The following is a 17,959-nucleotide window of genomic DNA, read 5'->3' on the forward strand; positions in this document are numbered from 1 at the left end:
TTTGCGCATCCATAGACCCCCCGGAAACCCCGGGGGGTTTTGGTTTAGGAGGGGGAGATGAAAGGAGCAGAGGCACTGTTAAAGGCGCTGGAACGGGAAGGGGTGGAGGTGATCTTCGGCCACCCGGGCGGGGCCATCATGCCCACCTACGACGCCCTCTACGACAGCAAGATCCGCCACATCCTGGTGCGCCACGAGCAAGGCGGGGTGCACGCCGCCACCGCCTACGCCCGGGCCTCGGGGCGGGTGGGGGTGGTGATGGCCACCTCTGGCCCCGGGGCCCTGAACCTGGTCACGGGCCTGGCGGACGCCATGATGGACTCCACCCCGGTGGTGGCCATCACCGGGAACGTCCCCCGGGCCCTGATCGGCACCGACGCCTTCCAGGAGGCGGACGTCACCGGGGTCACCATGCCCATCACCAAGCACAACTACCTGGTCCAGGACGTGAACGAGATCCCCCGGGTGGTGAAGGAGGCCTTCCACATCGCCTCCACCGGCCGCCCGGGCCCGGTGCTCATCGACCTCCCCAAGGACGTGCAGCTCGCCGAGTTCACCGGCGGGTTTGAGGTGGAGCTGGACCTTCCCGGGTACAGGCCCACCCTGAAGGGCCACCCCAGGCAGATAGAGCGGGCCCTGGACGCCCTGGAGAAGGCGGAGCGTCCCGTCCTCATGGTGGGGGGTGGGGCCCAGCACGCCCACGCCGAGCTCCTCGCCTTTGCCGAGAGGATGGGCCTGCCCGTGATCACCACCCTCATGGGCCTCGGGGCCTTCCCCGGGAACCACCCCTTGTGGCTGGGGATGCCGGGGATGCACGGCACGGTGGCCGCCAACCGGGCCATCCACCACGCGGACGTGATCCTCGCCATCGGCCTTCGCTTTGACGACCGGGTCACGGGCAAGGTCTCCCGCTTCGCCCCCCACGCCCACACCATCGTCCACGTGGACATAGACCCGGCGGAGATTGGCAAGGTGGTGCGCACCCACATCCCCATCGTGGGGGACTCGAGGCTGGTCCTCAAGGAGCTCCTCAAGGGGGCGAAGCCCCTCAAGCTCGCCACCTGGTGGCGGGAGCTGGAGGAGTGGCGCACCCGCTACCCCTTGCGCTTCAAGCCCAGGCCCCACCTGCAGAGCCAGGAGGTCATCCGGGCCTTCCACGAGGCCACGGGGGGGAACGCCATCGTCACCACCGGGGTGGGGCAGCACCAGATGTTCGCCGCCCAGTTCTTCCCGGTGACCAGGCCGAGGAGCTTCCTCACCTCGGGGGGCCTCGGCGCCATGGGGGTGGGGCTTCCCTTCGCCATCGGGGCCAAGATCGCCCGCCCCGAGGAGTTGGTCATAGACTTTGACGGGGACGGCTCCTTCCAGATGACCCTGCAGGAGCTGGCCACGGTGGTGAAGTACAAGCTCCCCGTGAAGGTGGTGATCCTCAACAACGGCTACCTGGGCATGGTGCGCCAGTGGCAGGACCTCTTCCACGCCCGGCGCTACAGCGAGGTCTACCTGGCGGACTCCAACCCCGACTTCGCCCGCCTGGCCGAGGCCTACGGCGTTCGGGGCGTCCGGGTGGAGAGGAAGGAGGACCTCATGAAGGGGGTGGAGGCGGTGCTCAATGCCGACGGCCCGGTGGTGGCCGAGTTCAAGGTCTACCACGAGGAAGGGGTCTTCCCCATGATCCCCGCCGGGGGCGCCACCGAGGACATGCTCATAGAGCACCCCGCCGAGCGGGAGGAGGTGGGGGCGTGAGGCACGTCATCTCCGTTTTGGTCCAGGACCACCCCAGGGTGCTCAACCGCATCACGGGCCTCTTCGCCAGGCGGGGCTTCAACCTGGAAAGCCTGGCCGTGGGCACCACCCACCAGCCGGGCCTTTCCCGCATCAGCCTGGTGGTGGCCGGGGACGACCACACCCTGGAGCAGGTGGAGAAGCAGCTCAACCGGCTCATCGAGGTGCTCAAGGTCACCGACCACACCGAGCCCCACGTGGAGCGGGAGCTTTGCCTGGTGAAGGTCCACGTGGCGGGGGTGGAGGAGCGCCTGGCGGTGAAGGACATCCAGGAGGCCTTCCGGGCCCGGGTGGTGGACGTGGCCCATAGGAGCCTCATCCTGGAGCTCACCGGCGACTCCAAGAAGGTAGACTCCTTCATCGAGGCCCTGAGGCCTTACGGGATCCTCGAGGTCATGCGCACCGGGGCCGTGGCCATGAGCCGCGGGGAGAGGACCCTTAAGGTCAGGGAGAAACGGGAGGCGGTATGAAGATCTACTACGAGCACGACGCGGACCTTGGCTTCATTCTGGGCAAGAGGGTGGCCGTCTTGGGCTTCGGCTCCCAGGGGCACGCCCACGCCCTGAACCTCAAGGACTCGGGGGTGGACGTGCGGGTGGGCCTTAGGCCCGGCTCCAAGAGCTTCGCCAAGGCCGAGGCCGCGGGGCTTCGGGTCCTTCCCGTGGCCGAGGCGGTGAGGGAGGCGGACATCGTCATGGTCCTCCTCCCCGACGAAAAGCAGGCCCAGGTCTACCGGGAGGAGGTGGAGCCCCACCTCAAGGAGGGTGGGGCCCTGGCCTTCGCCCACGGCTTCAACATCCACTTCGGCCAGATCAAGCCCCGTCCCGACCTGGACGTCTGGATGGTGGCCCCCAAGGGCCCGGGCCACCTGGTGCGCTCGGAGTACCTAAAGGGGAGCGGGGTCCCCGCCCTCGTGGCCGTCCACCAGGACGCCTCGGGAAGCGCCTTCCCCACCGCTTTGGCCTACGCCAAGGCCATCGGGGCGGCCAGGGCCGGGGTCATCCCCACCACCTTCAAGGACGAAACGGAGACCGACCTCTTCGGGGAGCAGGCGGTCTTGTGCGGTGGGCTCACCCGGCTCATCCAGGCGGGGTTTGAGACCCTGGTGGAGGCGGGCTACCCCCCGGAGATGGCCTACTTTGAGACGGTCCACGAGGTGAAGCTCATCGTGGACCTCATCTACGAGGCGGGGCTAAGGGGCATGCGCTACTCCATCTCCAACACCGCGGAGTACGGGGACTACACCCGCGGGGAGATGGCCGTGCCCCTGGAGGAGACCAAGAGGCGCATGCGGGAGATCCTCCGCCAGGTCCAGACCGGGGAGTTCGCCCGGGAGTGGATGCTGGAAAACCAGGCGGGAACCCCCGTCTTGGAGGCCAACCGCAAGCGCTGGGCGGCCCATCCCATTGAGGAGGTGGGCTCGAGGCTTCGCGCCATGATGCCCTTCCTCAAGGCCAGGGTATTGGAGGAGGTAGGCTAAGGGCTTCTTCGGGGCCCCTTCGGGGGCCCCGTGCGCTTTGGGAGGTGAGGAGGATGGAGAAAGAGCGGCACATCCGGATCTTTGACACCACGCTTAGGGACGGCGAGCAGAGCCCTGGGGTGGCCCTTTCCCTGGACCAGAAGCTGGAGATCGCCCAGGCCCTGGCCCGGCTCAACGTGGACATCATTGAGGCGGGCTTCCCCGTATCGGGGCCTCTGGAGTTTGAGGCGGTAAGGCGCATCGCCGCCGAGGTCAAGGGCCCCGTCATCGCCGCCCTGGCCCGCACCCACACCCTGGACATTGACCAGGCGGCCAAGGCCCTGGAGCGGGCGGAGAAGCCCCGGATCCACGTCTTCACCTCGGCCTCCAAGGTCCACCTCCAGTACATGCTCAAGAAGACCGAGGAGGAGGTCCTGGAGATGGCGGATAGAATGGTCCGCTACGCCAAGCGCTACGTGGACGACGTGGAGTTCTCCGCCCAGGACGTGATGCGGGCCGACTGGGACTTCGTGAAGCGGCTCTACGAGGTGGCCGTGGAGGCCGGGGCCACCACCATCAACGTCCCCGACACCACGGGCTACGGCACCCCGGAGGAGTACGGGGCCCTCATCCGCCGCATCCGCGAGGAGGTGGTGCGGGGGCGGGACGTGGTCATCTCCACCCACACCCACGACGACCTGGGCCTGGCCACGGCCAACGCCCTGGCGGGGGTGTTGAACGGGGCGGGCCAGGTGGAGTGCACCATCAACGGCATCGGGGAGCGGGCGGGGAACACCGCCCTGGAGGAGGTGGTCATGGCCCTCTACGTGCGCCGGGACTTCTACCGGGCCTACACCCAGGTGAACACCCGGGAGATCTACCGGGTAAGCCGCCTGGTGGAGCGCTACACCGGGATGCCCGTCCCCCCCAACAAGGCCATCGTGGGGGACAACGCCTTCGCCCACGAGTCCGGAATACACCAGGACGGGGTCCTCAAGCACCGCTCCACCTACGAGATCATGGACGCCGAGCTCATCGGGAGGCGCCCCGCCGTGCTGGTGCTCGGCAAGCACTCGGGCCGGGCGGCCTTCAAGAAGGCCCTCGAGGACCTGGGCTACAAGGACCTTTCCGAGGAGGAGCTGAAGAAGCTCTTCGCCCGCTTCAAGGAGATCGCCGAGAAGAAGGGGCCCCTCTCCGCCGAGGAGCTTCAGGCCCTGGTGGAAAGCGAGCGGGTACCCGTTTCCCACTTATTCCGGCTGGAGCACGTCCAGTTCTTCTCGGGCTCCGGCCTCCTGCCCACCGCCACCGTCAAGGTGAAGACCCCAGACGGGGAAAGGCTGGCCACCCACACCGGGGACGGACCCGTGGACGCGGTGTACAAGGCCTTGGAGGAGGCCATCGGCCTGAGGCCGGAGCTTGAGCTTTACCGGGTGGAGGCCATCACGGGAAGCACCGAGGCCTTGGGCCAGGTGACGGTGCGCTTGCGCCTTGGGGAGCTTCAGGCAGTGGGGGTGGGGGTGTCCCCGGACATCATTGAGGCCAGCGCCCTGGCCTTCCTGGACGCCGCCGGGAAGCTGGCCTCGGGCCGGGCCACCCGGCACCCGCCCTCCATTGAAGAGGTGCACCGCGGGGTCTAGGCCATGGTGGAGATCCTGGACACCACCTTAAGGGACGGCACCCAAGGGGAGGGGGTAAGCCTCTCCGTGGAGGACAAGGTGGCCATCGCCAGGCGCCTCGCCGCCTTCGGGGTCCACCTCATCGAGGGGGGCTGGCCCGGCTCCAACCCCAAGGACGCCGAGTTCTTCGCCCGCATGAAGGGGGTGGACCTGGGGGAGGCGAGGCTTTGCGCCTTCGGGGCCACCCGCAGGAAGGGGCTTTCCCCGGAGGAGGACCCCTCGGTCCTCGCCCTCCTGGAGGCCGAGACCCCGGTGGTGGTCCTCTTCGGCAAGAGCTGGACCCTCCACGTCCTCGAGGCCCTGGAGACCTCCCTGGAGGAAAACCTCCGGATGATCGGGGAGACGGTGGCCTTCTTCGCCGAAAGGGGGAAGCGGGTGGTCTACGACGCCGAGCACTTCTTTGACGGGTACAAGGAAGACCCCGCTTACGCCCTCGCCACCCTGGAGGCCGCCTTTAGGGCCGGGGCCGACACCCTGGTCCTCTGCGACACCAACGGGGGGAACCTCCCCGAGGAGGTCTACGCCGCCACCAAGGCCGTGGTGGAGCGCTTTCCCGGGGCGAGGATCGGCATCCACCCCCACAACGACGCCGAGCTTGCCGTGGCCAACGCCCTGGCGGCGGTGCGGGCCGGGGCCACCCACGTCCAGGGGACGGTGAACGGCTACGGGGAAAGGTGCGGCAACCTCAACCTCACCAGCTTCCTCCCCACCCTGGTCTTCAAGTACGGGATTCCCGCCCTCCCCCCGGAGAGGCTAAAGGCCCTGAGGGAGCTCTCCCACTTCGTGGACGAGCGGGCCAACCTCACCCCAAACCGCCGCGCCCCCTACGTGGGGGAGGCGGCCTTCGCCCACAAGGCGGGGGTGCACGTCTCCGCGGTCTTGAAGAACCCCCGCACCTACGAGCACATCCCTCCGGAGTGGGTGGGGAACCAGCGGCGCTTTTTGGTCTCCGACGTCTCGGGCCGCTCCAACCTCCTGGCCAAGCTCCAGGAGCTGGGGGTGGACCTAAGCAAGGAGGAGGCGAGGCGCCTTTTGGAGGAGGTCAAGGCCCTGGAGTACGAGGGCTACGCCTTTGAGGGGGCGGAGGCCAGCTTCTACCTCCTCGCCCACCGCCTGAAGGGGGGAAGCCTTCCCTTCCAGGTGGAGGGCTTCTCCGTCTTCGTCCACGGCACGGGCCTCGCCACCGCCTGGGCCGAGGCCACGGTGCGGGTCCGGGTGGGGGAGAGCCTCCAGCACACCGCCGCCGAGAGCCCTTTTGGGCCCGTCTCCGCCCTGGACCGGGCCTTCCGCAAGGCGGTCTTGCAGTTTTACCCGGAGCTCGCCGACGTGGAGCTTGCCGACTACAAGGTGCGGATCCTCTCGGGCCAGGAGGCGGGCACCAACTCCGGGGTGCGGGTGATGGTGGAGATGAAGCGGGGGGAGGAGCGCTTCAGCACCGTGGGGGCCAGCGAGAACATCCTCGAGGCCTCCCTCAAGGCCCTCACCGACGGGTACGCCTACGCCCTCCTCTACCCGGTGGCTACGCCCAAGGGAGCCTGACCTCGGGAAAGGCCAGGGGCGAGGCTTCCTCCTCGGGGGAGAGGAGCCGGATCTCCCGGTAGCGGCCCCCCCGGGGGTCCCGGTGGGCCTCGAGGAGGTTCTCCTTCAGGTTCACGAGCCACACCTCGGGGATACCCGCCTCGGCGTAGAGGGGAGGCTTCACCTCCCGGTCAAACTCCAAGGAGGTGTCGGCCACCTCCACCAGGAGGAGGACGTCCTCGGGGGTGGGGAGGCGGTCCTGGTAGCGCTCCAGGGGGGGCTTAAGCACCATGAGGTCCGGTTCGGGCTCCGAGTCCTGGGAAAGCCGCAAGGGGGACTGGACCGCCACCACGGCCTTTGCGCCCAAAGCCTCCCTAAGCCTGTGGTCCATGCGCATCACCGCGTAAACGTGCCTGGGTCCCATGGGGCTCATCTGGTAGACCTCCCCCCGGAGGAGTTCCACGTGGGGCACCCCTTGGAAGGCCCGCTCAAACTCCTCTACCCGGAAGCGGTAGCGGGTGGCCATGCCTCCATTATGCCCCGTGGCCCGAGTAGCGCTTGAGGCCAAGCCGCCAAAGGAGGCGGGAAAGCCCGAGGAAGAAGAGGCCCCAAAGGAGCATGACCCAGAGCCCGGGGAAGAGGGCCACCTCCTGCCCGGCGAGGAGGGCGGCGGGGAGGTAGACCAGGTAGGGGAAGGGGGTGAGGAGGGCGAGGGCTCTGAGGCCCTCCGGGAAGACCTCGAGGGGGGCGATGGTCCCCGAGAGGAAGAGGTAGAGGAGGAAGAAGACCTCCTCCACGCTGGTGGCCCTTTCCGTCCAGAAGGTGAGCATGGCGGTGGCGTACTGCATGAGGTAGCGGAGGAGGAAGGCGAGGAGGGTGAGGCCAAGGCCGAGGAGGAAAGCCCCGGGCTCCGGCAGGAAGCGGGCCTCGGGGAAGAGGAGGAAGAAGAGGAGGGTGAGGAGGAGCACGAAGGGAAGCCGGGCCAGGCGCTCGGCCAGGTGGGCGGCCAGGTGGTCAAAAAAGGGGTCCAGGGGCCTAAGGAGCCGGAAGGAGAGCCTTCCCTCCACCACGTCCCGCTCAAACTCCCACGCCACCCAGACCACCGTGGCCTGGCGCACCAGGAAGACCATGAGGAAGTACCGGGCGAACTCCCCGGGGGTTAGGGGGAAGTCCCCGCCCCTTGCCGCCTCGGTCCAGACCCCCATGAGGATGAGGGGCAGGACCCCCGCCAGGGCCCAGAGGAAAAGCTCCGCCCGGTACTCCAGCATGTAGGCTAGGTAGACGGAGAGGAGGACCCGGGCCTTCCTCATACCCTCTCCTTGGGGCTTTGGAACACCTTGGCGATGACCTCCTCCAGAGGGGGCTCCCGCACCTCCAGGTCCTCCACGGGAAGCCTCTCCAGGATCTCCGCCACCCTTTCGGTGAGCCGTTCCCGGGGAACGAGAAGCCGCGCCTCCCGGCCCTCTAGCTCCCGCACCTCCCCGAAAGGGAGGAGGGCCTCCCTGGGCAGGGGGAGCTTCAGGGTGAGCCCCACCTCCCGGTAGGGGGCGAAGCGCTCCAGAAGCCCCTCCAGGGCCCCATCGTAGAGGAGCCTCCCCTGGTGGATCACCAAGACGCGTTCAGAGAGGGCGGCGATGTCCGCCATGTAGTGGCTGGTGAGGAGGAGGGTGGCCCCATAGCGGCGGTTGTACTCCCGGAGGAACTCCCTGACCGCCACCTGGGCGTTCACGTCCAGGCCCAAGGTGGGCTCGTCCAGGAAGAGGACCTGGGGCCTGTGGAGGAGGGCGGCGAGAAGCTCCGCCTTCATGCGCTCCCCCAGGGAAAGCTTCCGCACGGGCTGGTGGAGCTTCCCCTCCAGGGAGAGCATCTCCGCAAGCTCCAAGACCCGCTTTCTAAACTCCCCTTCGGGGATCTCGTAGATGGCGGCATTCAGGCGGAAGGAGTCCATGGCCGGGAGGTCCCAGATGAGCTGCTGCTTGTTGCCCATCACCAGGGTGATCTTCTTCAGGAAGGCCCTTTCCCGCCGCCAGGGCACGTGCCCCGCCACCAGGGCCTTGCCCCGGGAGGGGTGAACCAGGCCCGTGAGCATCTTCAAGGTGGTGGTCTTGCCCGCCCCGTTGGGGCCTAGAAACCCCACCACCTCCCCGGGGTGGATCCCGAAGGAGACCCCCTCCACCGCCCGTACCACCTGGTACCGCCGCTTTAGGAAATGGCGCAGGGTGCCGAGGAGGGTTTCCTCCTTCAGGGCCACCCGGTAGTGCCGGGTGAGGTCTTCCGCCAGGATCACGGGGCTTGCGCCCGCCATGCCTCCGAGTCTACCTTAGGAGGGGTGCGCTACCTCTGGGTCCTGCGCCTCTTCCTCCTCACCTCCTTGGCGGCGGAGATGGAGTACCGGGCCAACTTCTACCTGGGCCTCCTTTCCTCCTTCCTCACCCTCCTGGGGGCCCTCTTCGGCCTCCTCCTCCTCTACCAGGGGGGGTATAGGCCGGGGGGGTGGCGGCTCGAGGAGGCCCTTTTGGTCCTTTCCGCCTTCACCCTGCTTCAGGGCCTCGCCAGCACCCTCCTCGCCCCCAACCTCAACAAGATCGTGGAGCACGTGCAGCAGGGCACCCTGGACTTCGTCCTCCTCAAGCCCCTAGACCCCCAGTTCTGGCTCTCCTTGCGGGCCTTCTCCCCTTGGGGCCTGGGGGACTTCCTCTTGGGCCTCGGCCTCCTCCTCTACGCGGGGGTTCGCCTGGGCTTGGGCCTTGGGGACTACGCCCTCTTCGCCCTCTACTTCCTCCTCGGGGCCCTCATGCTTTACAGCCTATGGTTTCTCCTGGCCACCACCAGCATCTGGTTCGTGAAGATCTACAACGTGACCGAGGTGCTGAGGGGGCTTTTGGAGGCGGGGCGGTTCCCCGTCTCCGGCTACCCCGCCCTTTACCGGGCCTTCTTCACCTTCGTGGTGCCCGTGGCCTTCCTCACCACCGTGCCCGCGGAGGTGGCCCTGGGAAGGGGAGAGGCCCCCTTCCTTGCCCTCCTCCTCGCCCTCTTCCTCCTCGCCCTGGCCCGGGGCTTCTTCCGCCTGGCCTTGAGGAGCTACACCTCGGCGAGTAGTTAGAACTCCCGGAAAGACAGGGGTGTTGCCTGAACCCTTTGCACGTCAAAGACCCTAACCGTGGGGAAGTTGGGAGGGGCTAGGGCGCTATCCGCAAAGCGGAGGTCATAATCGTAGGTTTCCATGTACCCCGACTGCAGCCGCCCCGAGCTGTCAATGACGCCGCGAAGCTGATCGGCCGACTGGATGAGGCCTCCGAAGAGGCGGAGCTTACCCTGTTTGCCGCGGCCGCTATAGTTCTCCACGGCCAGACCCTTCCCCGGGGTACCCGAGAGGTACGAGCCCCAGAGGTAGAGGTTATCGGGGGCTCTCACAGGGTAATTCTCAATAACGATGTTGTCGTTCTGGGACATGACCCCGAGGACGGTTGGGAGGATTTGCCCTGTCCCCAGAGCACACCGGGGCTTGGTGGCCAGGTAGACGGGGTCGGTCACCTTGGTGGGGTCGCACTCGTAGACCAGGTCCCCCGTGAGGCCGATGGCCCCTACGGCGGTGATGTGGAGCTGGGTCTCCTTGGAGAGGGCCGGGGGGATTTGGGCGGGAGGCGGGTGGTCCGGGCAGGCATCTGAGCTCCCGGGGTAGTCTACTCCGCAGGGGAGGGGACCGGTGCGGGGAGGTCCCTGTAGGCTCTTGATCTGGCCCGTTACATAGATCTGGCCGGTCGGCCCCCCCGTACCCAGGGGCGCGGGGCCGTTGGGCGTGCCCGAGTAAATCACGATGGGCGAGCCGTTTTTGCTGACGGCGGTGGTGTTTGTCGTGTAGTCCACGGTGATCACCCAGGTGTTACTTCCCTGCTTGAAGGTGTAGACCTGCTGCCCCGTTCCCGTGGCCTGGAGGACCAGCTGGTCCACGTTCCCTTGGACATAGATACCCCCCTTGACGTTGGTGCCGTCCTTGACGAGATAAACCCCGTTGGGTACTGAAGGGTCGCTGTTGCAATTTTTGCTGGGAGGATTGTGGAGGCCCAGGGCGAAGCAGATCTCCTTGGCGGAGGGGGTGGAGGTGTCCTGGGGGTCCATGCCGAGGGCAGCCCGTTGCTGGGAAAGGGTGGAGGTGGGGAGGTCAATCGGAGGCTGGCTACGCAGAAAGCCCTTCTGAAAGTCGGGCACCGTGCAGGGGGGGCGGGAGTCGCCCCGCACCCAGACCCGCCCTCCCCCGGTACACCCGTCCCCGGCCAGATGCCAGTACCAGGCCCCGTCGTCGCTGGTGCTCACCACATCCCGGAAGACGGGCCGCCCCCAGAAGCCCCAGTTGTGGTTGGCGTGGACGGGGCCGTTGAAGACCGTGCCCGTAGGGAAGAACCCCGTTTGGCCCCCGGCGTCGTCCACCAGGAAGAGCCACTGGGAAAGGGAAGGCCTCCCGAGCTGGACCTCAAAGTATCCTTTCTCCTCAGCACGGCGCTTGGCGGTGCCCACTTGCCCGGTGGAAACCACCACGTAGTCCGCCCGGTAGGTCTGGGCCGTGGCCCCCTTGGTGTTCCCGCGGAAGCGGGCGACGGTGAACCGCACGGAGGCCTGGCCCTGGTCCACGGCTCCCGGGGGGAGGGAGCCGTAGCCCCCGTTGAGGAGGCTCTGGATGGCCGAGGCGATACCGGACCACTGGCTCTCTGGAAGAACCCATTCCGTGGCCGGATTCGCGGTGAGGTTCATTCTGGGGGCGAGGATCCCCTTGATGTCTCCTCGGGCCACCTCCATGGCGTAGCGCGCATAGGTGAGCCCGGCCTCGGCCGCGGCCCGCGCCTGGGCCGCCTGCAGGGTGGAGCGGGTCTGCCGAAGATCCCCCAGGGTGCCCATGAAAAGGAGGCTTCCCACGAGGGTCATCACGGCGGCCACCACCAAGACCGCGATCAGTGCAACACCTCTATGGTGCATCGTTCACCTCCTCAGTTCCACGGTTTCCGTCACGGTGAAGGTGTCCGGAGCCCCCTTACCGGGAAGGTTTCCGGGGCTTTGCCCCGTCAGGGCGACCCGTACGGCCCGCACCAGGGTGCCGATGTACTTGCCACCGCTCGGCGCGGCCGAGTAGCCCTGAGCGCTAAAGGCGCTGGCGGCGTCCTCCAAGGTGGGGTAGAAGACAAGGCGCGAGGACTGGGCGTTTGGGTCCTCCGGTACCCCGTACCAGACTTCCAGACCGATGATGCCGAAGGCCACGATGCCGGCCCCCACCGTCCCGGCACCGTCGTAGCCGGTCATCCGGTAGAGCACCTTCCGGCCGGCCTCCAGAGGGTCATCCCGTACCATGTAGGTAGCCAGGTCCACCTTGAACATGTAGGCGCTGTTCGTCCACTGGCCAGAGATCTTGTCCTGGTTGTGCTGCACTTTGTCACGGTTAGGGTTGGGGGGACCGGAGCAGGCCTGGGTGTAATCGGCCAAGAGCTGGCGCTGGGTGATGCGCAAGAGCTGTACCTGGCCCCCGTTGTAGAGGAGGGCCAGGTTGCCCTCCTGGAAGGCCCGGGCATCGCAGATTCCTGTTTCCGCCGAGTTTGTGAAGCTGTTTCCCGGCGGCTCGGCCACAGGGGAGGAGTCTCCGGTGAGGCTCACGATGGCCACCTGGGTGTGGTTGCTACAGGGCTTGGTGGCGTCGCAGGGGCTTTGGTGCCACACGTGCAGGTAGGCACCTGAACGAAGGTCCTGGGTGATGTAGTGCAGGGCTGCCCTAAGGTTCTGCTGGGTTTTCAACCTGAGATCCTCGTGCCGCTTGTAGTTGAGGGACTGGGTGAAGGCGTTAAGGGTCAGGGTGGAGAGCACCCCGAGGATGGCCAGGGCCACCAGGAGCTCCACCAGGGTGAACCCGGCCCTACTGGTAGACGAGCGTGCTGAGAGCAAAGCTAGCCTCACCTCCTCCCGTCTTCCGGTAGAACGTGGTTACGGTCACGGTCCAGACCTGGGGAGAGGTGGAGAAGCTTCGGGTCTGGACGGTGAACTGGAACGGACCCCACTCCTGGTTCAGCACCGCGGGGTTGGGGTCCCCTGCGGCCACAAACGTGGGATCGCTGGCATAGTTGTAGCCATAGGGGTAGCTCTGCGCCGTGGTGAAGGCGTTAAAGTCTAGGCTTTTGGCCCGGAACCGGTCCAGCCAGGTCTCTGCCGCGGCGATGGCCCGGGCCCTTATTCGGTCGTCACTATTCATCCGCAAGCTGGAGACCACCGTGGTGGTGAACGCTCCGGCCACCAGGCCCAGGACTAAAAGGGCGATCAACACCTCAACCAGGGTAAGACCGCGGGAGCGCCTCATTTCACCTCCTCACTGGAGTGCCGTCTTTACGGCTCCGGTCATGGAGAGGATGAGCCGGAAGGTCTTGCTGCCGTTGGTGATCCGCACCTCCGGGGCCACCACGCCTCCACCCGTGCTGGGAAAACCTGGGCTGCTGCTGAGAAGAGTACGGGGATTAAACTCCAACCAAGCCCCGCCTCCGACGTTGGCGAAGCGAACGCCTGTGGGAAAACTTCGCGTGAGCACCGTGGAGTAGGAGCCGGGGCCCGCCCCCCTCTCCATCACGTAGCTTGCAGTGTCTAAGATGCGGATACGGCAGTTATCCCCCCAGGAGAGGGCGTTGGTGCGGCAGGTTTGCACGTCCTGGGAGAAGGTGTTGACGGCGTCTTCTAGGGTAAGATGCTGACGTAGGCTCAGGAGGTTTGTCTCTACGAGGCCGAAGAGTATCGCAAGCACGCTGATGACAACCAGCAGCTCTATGACGGTAAGACCTCTTTTCCCCAACATTTCCACCCCATCGAGATAAGGGTAGCCCAGGAAAACTTCCGAGACATCCCCCAAATGGGGGGGTACAATCCCCATCAGGTATGGAAGGCGTCCTCTTGGTTCTCCTCCTCGCCTACCTCTTCGGTTCCGTTCCCGCCGGGGTTCTGGTGGCCCGCACCTACGGGGTGGACCTGCGCAAGGTGGGCTCTGGGAACATCGGGGCCACCAACGTCCTCCGCGCTTTGGGCTGGGGCCCGGCTTTGGTGGTGGCCCTCTTTGACGTCTTCAAGGGGGGAATCGCCGTCCTTATTGCCCGGGCCTTCGGGCTTTCCGACTGGATGCTGGGCGGCGTGGCCTTGATGGCGGTCCTCGGGCACAACTACTCCCTCTTCCTCCGCTTCCGCGGAGGGAAGGGGGTGGCCACGAGCTTCGGCACCCTGCTCTTCCTGGACCCCGTGCTGGCCCTCTGGACCTTCCCCGTCGGGGTGAGTGTGATGCTCCTCACCCGCTACGTCTCTGCGGGGAGCATGACCGGGGGGGTGGCCGCTTTCGTCCTCGCCCTGGCCCTGGGAAGGCCCCTTTGGGAGGTGGCCACGGTTTTCCTCATGGCCCTCCTCATCTTCTGGACCCACCGGGAGAACCTCAAGCGCCTCCAGGAAGGGACGGAAAGGCGTTTGGGGGAGCGGGTGGAGGTCCGCTAAACTGGAGGTGTGCAGAAGGAGGAGGTCCTGGCCCTGCTCCGGTCCCGCTGGCCCGAGTTGCGCGCCCTGGGGGTGACGGAGCTTTACCTCTTCGGCTCCTTGGCCCGGGGTGAGGCCCAGCCCGGGAGCGACGTGGACCTGCTGGTGGCTTTTGCCACTCCGCCGGGCTTTGAGGGCTACTGGCGGGTGAAGGAGTTTTTGGAGAGCCTCCTTGGGCAGCCCGTGGACTTGGTGATGAAAGGGGCCTTGAAGCCGTGGGGGATGTCCGAGGTGATGAGGGAGGCCGTCCGTGTCGCGTAGCTATCGGCTTTTCCTTCGGGACATGTTGGAAGCCTGCGAAAAGGTCATGCGCTATACTGAGGGTCTTGATTTTGACACTTTTGTCCGAAACGAGCTGGTTTACGATGCCGTGCTTCGCAATCTGGAAGTCCTCGGTGAGGCGGCGAAGAAGGTGCCTGACCCGGTCCGGGCCCGCTATCCCTCGGTGGAGTGGCGGGCCATCGCTGGGCTGAGGGACGTTTTAGCCCACGCCTACTTCGCCTTGGACGACGCTACCCTTTGGGATATCGTGGCCCAGAAGGTGCCCGCGCTTGTGGAAGCCCTTCGGTAGATCTTGGAGGAAGAGAATGCTTGACCTTCTGGTCATCGCCCCCCACCCCGACGACGGGGAGCTGGGCTGCGGGGGGACCCTCGCCCGGGCCAAGGCGGAGGGGCTTTCCACGGGGATTCTGGACCTGACCCGCGGCGAGATGGGCACCAAGGGCACCCCGGAGGAGCGGGAGAAGGAGGTGGCCGAGGCGAGCCGGATCCTGGGCTTGGACTTCCGGGGAAACCTGGGGCTTCCCGACGGAGGCCTTTTGGACGTGACGGAGCAGAGGCTCCTTCTGGCGGGGGCCCTGAGGCGGCTTAGGCCCAGGGTGGTGCTCGCCCCCCTCGAGGCCGACCGCCACCCCGACCACACCGCCGCAAGCCGCCTCGCCGTGGCCGCGGTCCACCTGGCGGGCCTGAGGAAGGCCCCCTTGGAAGGGGAGCCCTATCGGGTGGAGCGGCTTTTCTTCTACCCCGGCAACCACCCCTTCACCCCGAGCTTTTTGGTGAAGGTCTCGGCCTTCATAGACCGGTGGGAGGCCGCGGTGTTGGCCTATCGGAGCCAGTTTTCGGGGGAGGCGGCAAGCGAAACGGTGGGGCCCAAGGGGGTGGAGGCCCGCAAGGCCATGCGCCGCTACTGGGGGAACTACCTCGGGGTGGACTACGCCGAGCCCTTCGTGAGCCCCCTTCCCCTGCTCGCCACCCCCTGGGGGCGGGTTTAGAAAAGGGGCTCCTGGCTCACCGCTTTCACCGGGCGGCCTCCCTTGGGCGGGAGGCTTTCCAGGACCCGCTTCACCTCCTGGATGTCCAGCCAGGTGAGGTGCTTGGGGCTTCCCGGGGCGCGGCTTGGGTTCCTGAGGAGGTAGGCGGGGTGGAACATGGGGAAGATCCGGATGCCGTGCCACTGGTGCCACGTCCCCCGGACCTTGGTGATGGGGACCTTCTCCCCCAGGAAGAACTCGGCGGCCACCGCCCCCAGGGGGACGATGATCTGGGGGGCGATGAGCTCAATCTGCTTCACCAGCCACTTGTCCGTGCAGATCTTGGCCTCGTCGGGAAGGGGGGCGCGGTTCTGTGGGGGGCGGCACTTGACGACGTTGGTGATGTAGACCTCCTCCCGGGGGATGCCGGCGGCCTCGAGGATGCGGTTCAAAAGCTGCCCCGCCTTGCCCACGAAGGGGCGTCCCGTCTTGTCCTCCTCCTCCCCCGGGCCTTCCCCCACGAACATGAGCCGGGCGTCGGGGTTTCCCTCCCCGAAGACCACCCGGGTGCGCCCTTCCGCAAGCCGGCAGGCGGTGCAGGCCTTGGCCTGGGCCTCCAAGAGCTCTAGGGTCATTGCAGGGGCTTCCGGGCCTTGCGGGCTTCCCGCCTCGTCTTGGGGTCCAGGCCGATCATGAGGAAGAAGTTCTCCAGGGCGTTCTCCTGGCCCTTGATCTCGGGGTACTGGTCCTCCGGGGTGCCGGTGACGAAGGGCAGGGATTTGTAGAGTTCCAGGGCGTACTGCACCACGGCCTCCGGGCCCTCGGCCTCGGCCACCTCCGCCAGCTTGGCGTAGACCTCCCGCCTAGCCTCGGCGTGGCGGCGGAAGGCCTCGGGGTTAGGCGTCTCCGGCGCCCGGAGGACGTCCTGCTTGGCGATGCGGCGGTAGTGCTTCAAGCCCCGAACGATCTCCTCCGTGGTCAAGGTGATTTTGAACTCCATCCCCGCTCCTTTCCGGCCTTAGGGCCTACCCTTGGCAGATTATAAGCCTCCTCACGGGGGCGTGAATATACTTGGGGAGATGGAGGTTTTGGGCCACTATTGGTTGCGGCGCATTCTCGCCCGTATTGGAACCCTTACCGCTTATGAGGGGCAGGACACCCGCACGGGCATGCCCGTGCTGATCCTGAAGGGGGCCGAGGGCAGGCCCCTGGAAGGGGAGGGGCTTCTGGCCCTCCTGGAAACCCTCCCCCAGGAGAGGGCCTGGGTCCTGGAGTGGCCCTTGGGGGCGGTGCCCATGGTCCAGTACCTGGGGGTGGCGGACCCGGAGCGCCTGGCCCACTGGGTGGAGGCCCTGGCCCGGGTCCTTCGGCACCTGAGGCGGGAGGGGGTGGAGGTGGCCCCCGTGCCCGAGCTTTGCCTGGTGAAGGGGAAGCGGCTCTGGCTTGGGGGGGCGGGCCTTGAGGCCCTTTCCGGCTCCCCCGAAAAGGCCTTGGCCGCCCTGGCCCGGGCCCTGAGCGCCGACTGGCAGGCCTTCCCCCTGCGGGAGGCCCTGGAGGCCCTGGAGGCGGGAGAGGCCCGGCTGGAGGGCCTCCTTTCCCGGGAGGCCCCGCCCACAGAGCCTCCCCCCGAGGAGCCCAAGGCCCAGGAGGCCCGCAAACGCCTTCCCGTGGAGCCCGCCGAGGAACCTCCCCCCCCACCCCCGCCCCCGGCCCCCGAGGAAAAGACCCCAAGCCGCCCCCGGGTCATCCGCATTGAGGAGGGAGAGGGGCCTTCCTTCCCGGTGGTGGAGCCCAAGAGGCCCTCGAGGGGGCGGCGGGGGCTTCTTTGGGGCCTCCTCCTCTTGGCCCTGGGCCTGGGCCTCTTCCTCGCCCGGCCCCCATCCCCTGCCTCCCAGGGGTACGTGATGGAGTTCCGCACCGACCCGCCCACGGAGAAGGCCGAGGTGGTGCTCCTGGAGGTGCCGGAGGGCTCCCGCATGGCCCCCGGGCGGGTCCTCCTCACCGCCCCGGGCCGGGTGGAGTTTGACCAGAGGGGGGTGTACCGCCTGAGGATCCGCGTGCCGGGGCGGGACCCGGTGGACTACCTCCTGGAGGTGCCGGGCCCCCCCCTCACCATCAAGGTACGCTAGGGCCATGACCGAGCGCCCCGCCACCTACCTCTACCGCTACCACTTCGCCGGGGAAAGGGCGGGGGAGGGGAGGCTGGAGGTCCGCCCCCAGGGGGAAGGGGCCAAGGCCACCCTGGTGGCCGAGGTGAACCTGCCCCTTTCCCGCACCCGCCAGCGCTGGCAGACGGAAACCGATAGGGAAGGGTTTTCCCGCTACTTCTCCGAGCGGGTGGAGGCCAGGGAGGCCCGGGTCTTCACCGTGGAGCGCCTGGAGGAGGAGGGCCTGGTCCTGGTCACCCAGGGAAAGGAGAGCCTGGCCCTGCCCTACCTGGTGCCCTACCACGATCCCCTTTCCCTCCTCCTCGCCCTGCCCCGGCTTTCCCTGGAGCCCGGGGAGGTGGCGCGCTTTCCCATGCCCGGGGGGCGGGTCTATGTGGAGCGCCTTTCCGATGTGGAGGTGGGGGGAAGGGCGCGCCAGCACTTCCGCCTCCGCCCCGGCCTCACCCTGGTCCAGGTGGAGGAGGGCCTTCCCGTGCGCCTGGCCCAGCAGGTGGGGGACCACGTGTTTGAGGCGGTGCTGGAGGGCGTGGAGGAGCCCAAGAGGCGCCGCCGCTGGGTATAGTA

General features: G+C 67.2%; 21 protein-coding genes. 12 read left to right on the top strand and 9 right to left on the bottom strand.

Going from position 1 to position 17,959, the window contains the following annotated elements; translation table 11 throughout:
- Positions 1-57: 57 nt before the first annotated feature.
- The 5 genes from ilvB to cimA are packed head-to-tail and all read left to right on the top strand — an operon-like array spanning position 58 to position 6,459.
- Positions 58-1,746 (top strand): biosynthetic-type acetolactate synthase large subunit, encoded by a 1,689-nt coding sequence (gene ilvB, locus ACZ5RK_RS06445; protein WP_464908494.1) that lies wholly within the window; start codon positions 58-60, stop codon positions 1,744-1,746.
- On the top strand, positions 1,743-2,255 hold the full coding sequence (ilvN, locus tag ACZ5RK_RS06450) for an acetolactate synthase small subunit (RefSeq protein WP_054647019.1): 513 nt from the start codon (positions 1,743-1,745) through the stop codon (positions 2,253-2,255). Before ilvB ends, ilvN begins: the two co-directional genes overlap by 4 nt.
- On the top strand, positions 2,252-3,265 hold the full coding sequence (gene ilvC, locus ACZ5RK_RS06455) for a ketol-acid reductoisomerase (protein ID WP_464908495.1): 1,014 nt from the start codon (positions 2,252-2,254) through the stop codon (positions 3,263-3,265). Before ilvN ends, ilvC begins: the two co-directional genes overlap by 4 nt.
- A gap of 53 nt (positions 3,266-3,318) precedes the next feature.
- On the top strand, positions 3,319-4,881 hold the full coding sequence (locus tag ACZ5RK_RS06460; protein WP_464908496.1) for a 2-isopropylmalate synthase: 1,563 nt from the start codon (positions 3,319-3,321) through the stop codon (positions 4,879-4,881).
- Positions 4,882-4,884: 3 nt separating this feature from the next.
- Positions 4,885-6,459 (top strand): citramalate synthase, encoded by a 1,575-nt coding sequence (gene cimA, locus ACZ5RK_RS06465; protein ID WP_464908497.1) that lies wholly within the window; start codon positions 4,885-4,887, stop codon positions 6,457-6,459.
- On the opposite strand, the gene ACZ5RK_RS06470 is transcribed toward cimA, so the two are convergent.
- The 3 genes from ACZ5RK_RS06470 to ACZ5RK_RS06480 are packed head-to-tail and all read right to left on the bottom strand — an operon-like array spanning position 6,440 to position 8,743.
- Entirely contained in the window at positions 6,440-6,964 is a 525-nt protein-coding gene (locus ACZ5RK_RS06470; protein ID WP_054647020.1) for a Uma2 family endonuclease, read from the bottom strand. The genes cimA and ACZ5RK_RS06470 overlap by 20 nt on opposite strands.
- A 7-nt stretch (positions 6,965-6,971) precedes the next feature.
- On the bottom strand, positions 6,972-7,748 hold the full coding sequence (locus ACZ5RK_RS06475; protein WP_464908498.1) for an ABC transporter permease: 777 nt from the start codon (positions 7,746-7,748) through the stop codon (positions 6,972-6,974).
- Positions 7,745-8,743: an ABC transporter ATP-binding protein gene (locus ACZ5RK_RS06480; protein ID WP_464908499.1), complete on the bottom strand. Its 999-nt coding sequence runs from the start codon at positions 8,741-8,743 to the stop codon at positions 7,745-7,747. The genes ACZ5RK_RS06475 and ACZ5RK_RS06480 overlap by 4 nt, the downstream gene beginning before the upstream one ends.
- Before the next feature lie 24 nt (positions 8,744-8,767).
- Here ACZ5RK_RS06480 and ACZ5RK_RS06485 point away from each other — a divergent pair, with 24 nt between their 5' ends.
- Positions 8,768-9,541 carry an ABC transporter permease gene (locus tag ACZ5RK_RS06485; RefSeq protein WP_054647021.1) on the top strand — a complete coding sequence of 258 codons (774 nt, stop codon included), beginning with the start codon at positions 8,768-8,770 and terminating at the stop codon, positions 9,539-9,541.
- Here ACZ5RK_RS06485 and ACZ5RK_RS06490 read toward each other — a convergent pair.
- The 4 genes from ACZ5RK_RS06490 to ACZ5RK_RS06505 are packed head-to-tail and all read right to left on the bottom strand — an operon-like array spanning position 9,538 to position 13,258.
- On the bottom strand, positions 9,538-11,409 hold the full coding sequence (locus ACZ5RK_RS06490) for a DUF4900 domain-containing protein (protein WP_464908500.1): 1,872 nt from the start codon (positions 11,407-11,409) through the stop codon (positions 9,538-9,540). The genes ACZ5RK_RS06485 and ACZ5RK_RS06490 overlap by 4 nt on opposite strands.
- 3 nt (positions 11,410-11,412) lie before the next feature.
- Positions 11,413-12,318, bottom strand: a complete 906-nt coding sequence (locus ACZ5RK_RS06495; RefSeq protein ID WP_464908501.1) for a PulJ/GspJ family protein — start codon at positions 12,316-12,318, stop codon at positions 11,413-11,415.
- A gap of 16 nt (positions 12,319-12,334) precedes the next feature.
- Positions 12,335-12,772 carry a type IV pilus modification PilV family protein gene (locus tag ACZ5RK_RS06500; RefSeq protein WP_054647022.1) on the bottom strand — a complete coding sequence of 146 codons (438 nt, stop codon included), beginning with the start codon at positions 12,770-12,772 and terminating at the stop codon, positions 12,335-12,337.
- A 9-nt stretch (positions 12,773-12,781) separates the two neighbouring features.
- Positions 12,782-13,258, bottom strand: coding sequence for a pilus assembly FimT family protein (locus tag ACZ5RK_RS06505; RefSeq protein ID WP_464908502.1), 477 nt, complete (start codon positions 13,256-13,258; stop codon positions 12,782-12,784).
- A gap of 80 nt (positions 13,259-13,338) precedes the next feature.
- On the opposite strand from ACZ5RK_RS06505, the gene plsY reads away from it, so the two are divergent.
- From plsY to bshB1, 4 genes are read left to right on the top strand one after another with little or no spacing between them, the layout of a single operon-like run.
- A complete protein-coding gene (gene plsY / locus ACZ5RK_RS06510) occupies positions 13,339-13,938 on the top strand; it encodes a glycerol-3-phosphate 1-O-acyltransferase PlsY (protein ID WP_054647023.1) in 600 nt (199 codons plus the stop codon).
- A gap of 9 nt (positions 13,939-13,947) precedes the next feature.
- Positions 13,948-14,238, top strand: coding sequence for a nucleotidyltransferase family protein (locus tag ACZ5RK_RS06515; protein ID WP_054647024.1), 291 nt, complete (start codon positions 13,948-13,950; stop codon positions 14,236-14,238).
- 46 nt (positions 14,239-14,284) lie between these two features.
- On the top strand, positions 14,285-14,548 hold the full coding sequence (locus ACZ5RK_RS06520) for a HepT-like ribonuclease domain-containing protein (protein WP_464908503.1): 264 nt from the start codon (positions 14,285-14,287) through the stop codon (positions 14,546-14,548).
- Positions 14,549-14,564: 16 nt separating this feature from the next.
- Positions 14,565-15,248: a bacillithiol biosynthesis deacetylase BshB1 gene (gene bshB1 / locus ACZ5RK_RS06525; RefSeq protein WP_464908504.1), complete on the top strand. Its 684-nt coding sequence runs from the start codon at positions 14,565-14,567 to the stop codon at positions 15,246-15,248.
- Here bshB1 and ACZ5RK_RS06530 read toward each other — a convergent pair.
- A complete protein-coding gene (locus tag ACZ5RK_RS06530) occupies positions 15,245-15,862 on the bottom strand; it encodes a uracil-DNA glycosylase (protein WP_464908505.1) in 618 nt (205 codons plus the stop codon). The two genes, bshB1 and ACZ5RK_RS06530, sit on opposite strands and share 4 nt — an antisense overlap.
- Positions 15,859-16,227 (bottom strand): hypothetical protein, encoded by a 369-nt coding sequence (locus ACZ5RK_RS06535; protein WP_054647819.1) that lies wholly within the window; start codon positions 16,225-16,227, stop codon positions 15,859-15,861. The genes ACZ5RK_RS06530 and ACZ5RK_RS06535 overlap by 4 nt, the downstream gene beginning before the upstream one ends.
- A gap of 79 nt (positions 16,228-16,306) precedes the next feature.
- Here ACZ5RK_RS06535 and ACZ5RK_RS06540 point away from each other — a divergent pair, with 79 nt between their 5' ends.
- Both ACZ5RK_RS06540 and ACZ5RK_RS06545 read left to right on the top strand, forming a co-directional pair.
- Positions 16,307-17,356: a hypothetical protein gene (locus ACZ5RK_RS06540; protein ID WP_464908506.1), complete on the top strand. Its 1,050-nt coding sequence runs from the start codon at positions 16,307-16,309 to the stop codon at positions 17,354-17,356.
- A 4-nt stretch (positions 17,357-17,360) separates the two neighbouring features.
- Entirely contained in the window at positions 17,361-17,957 is a 597-nt protein-coding gene (locus ACZ5RK_RS06545; protein WP_054647840.1) for a hypothetical protein, read from the top strand.
- Positions 17,958-17,959: the final 2 nt, after the last annotated feature.

This window comes from Thermus kawarayensis JCM 12314 (assembly GCF_055393575.1).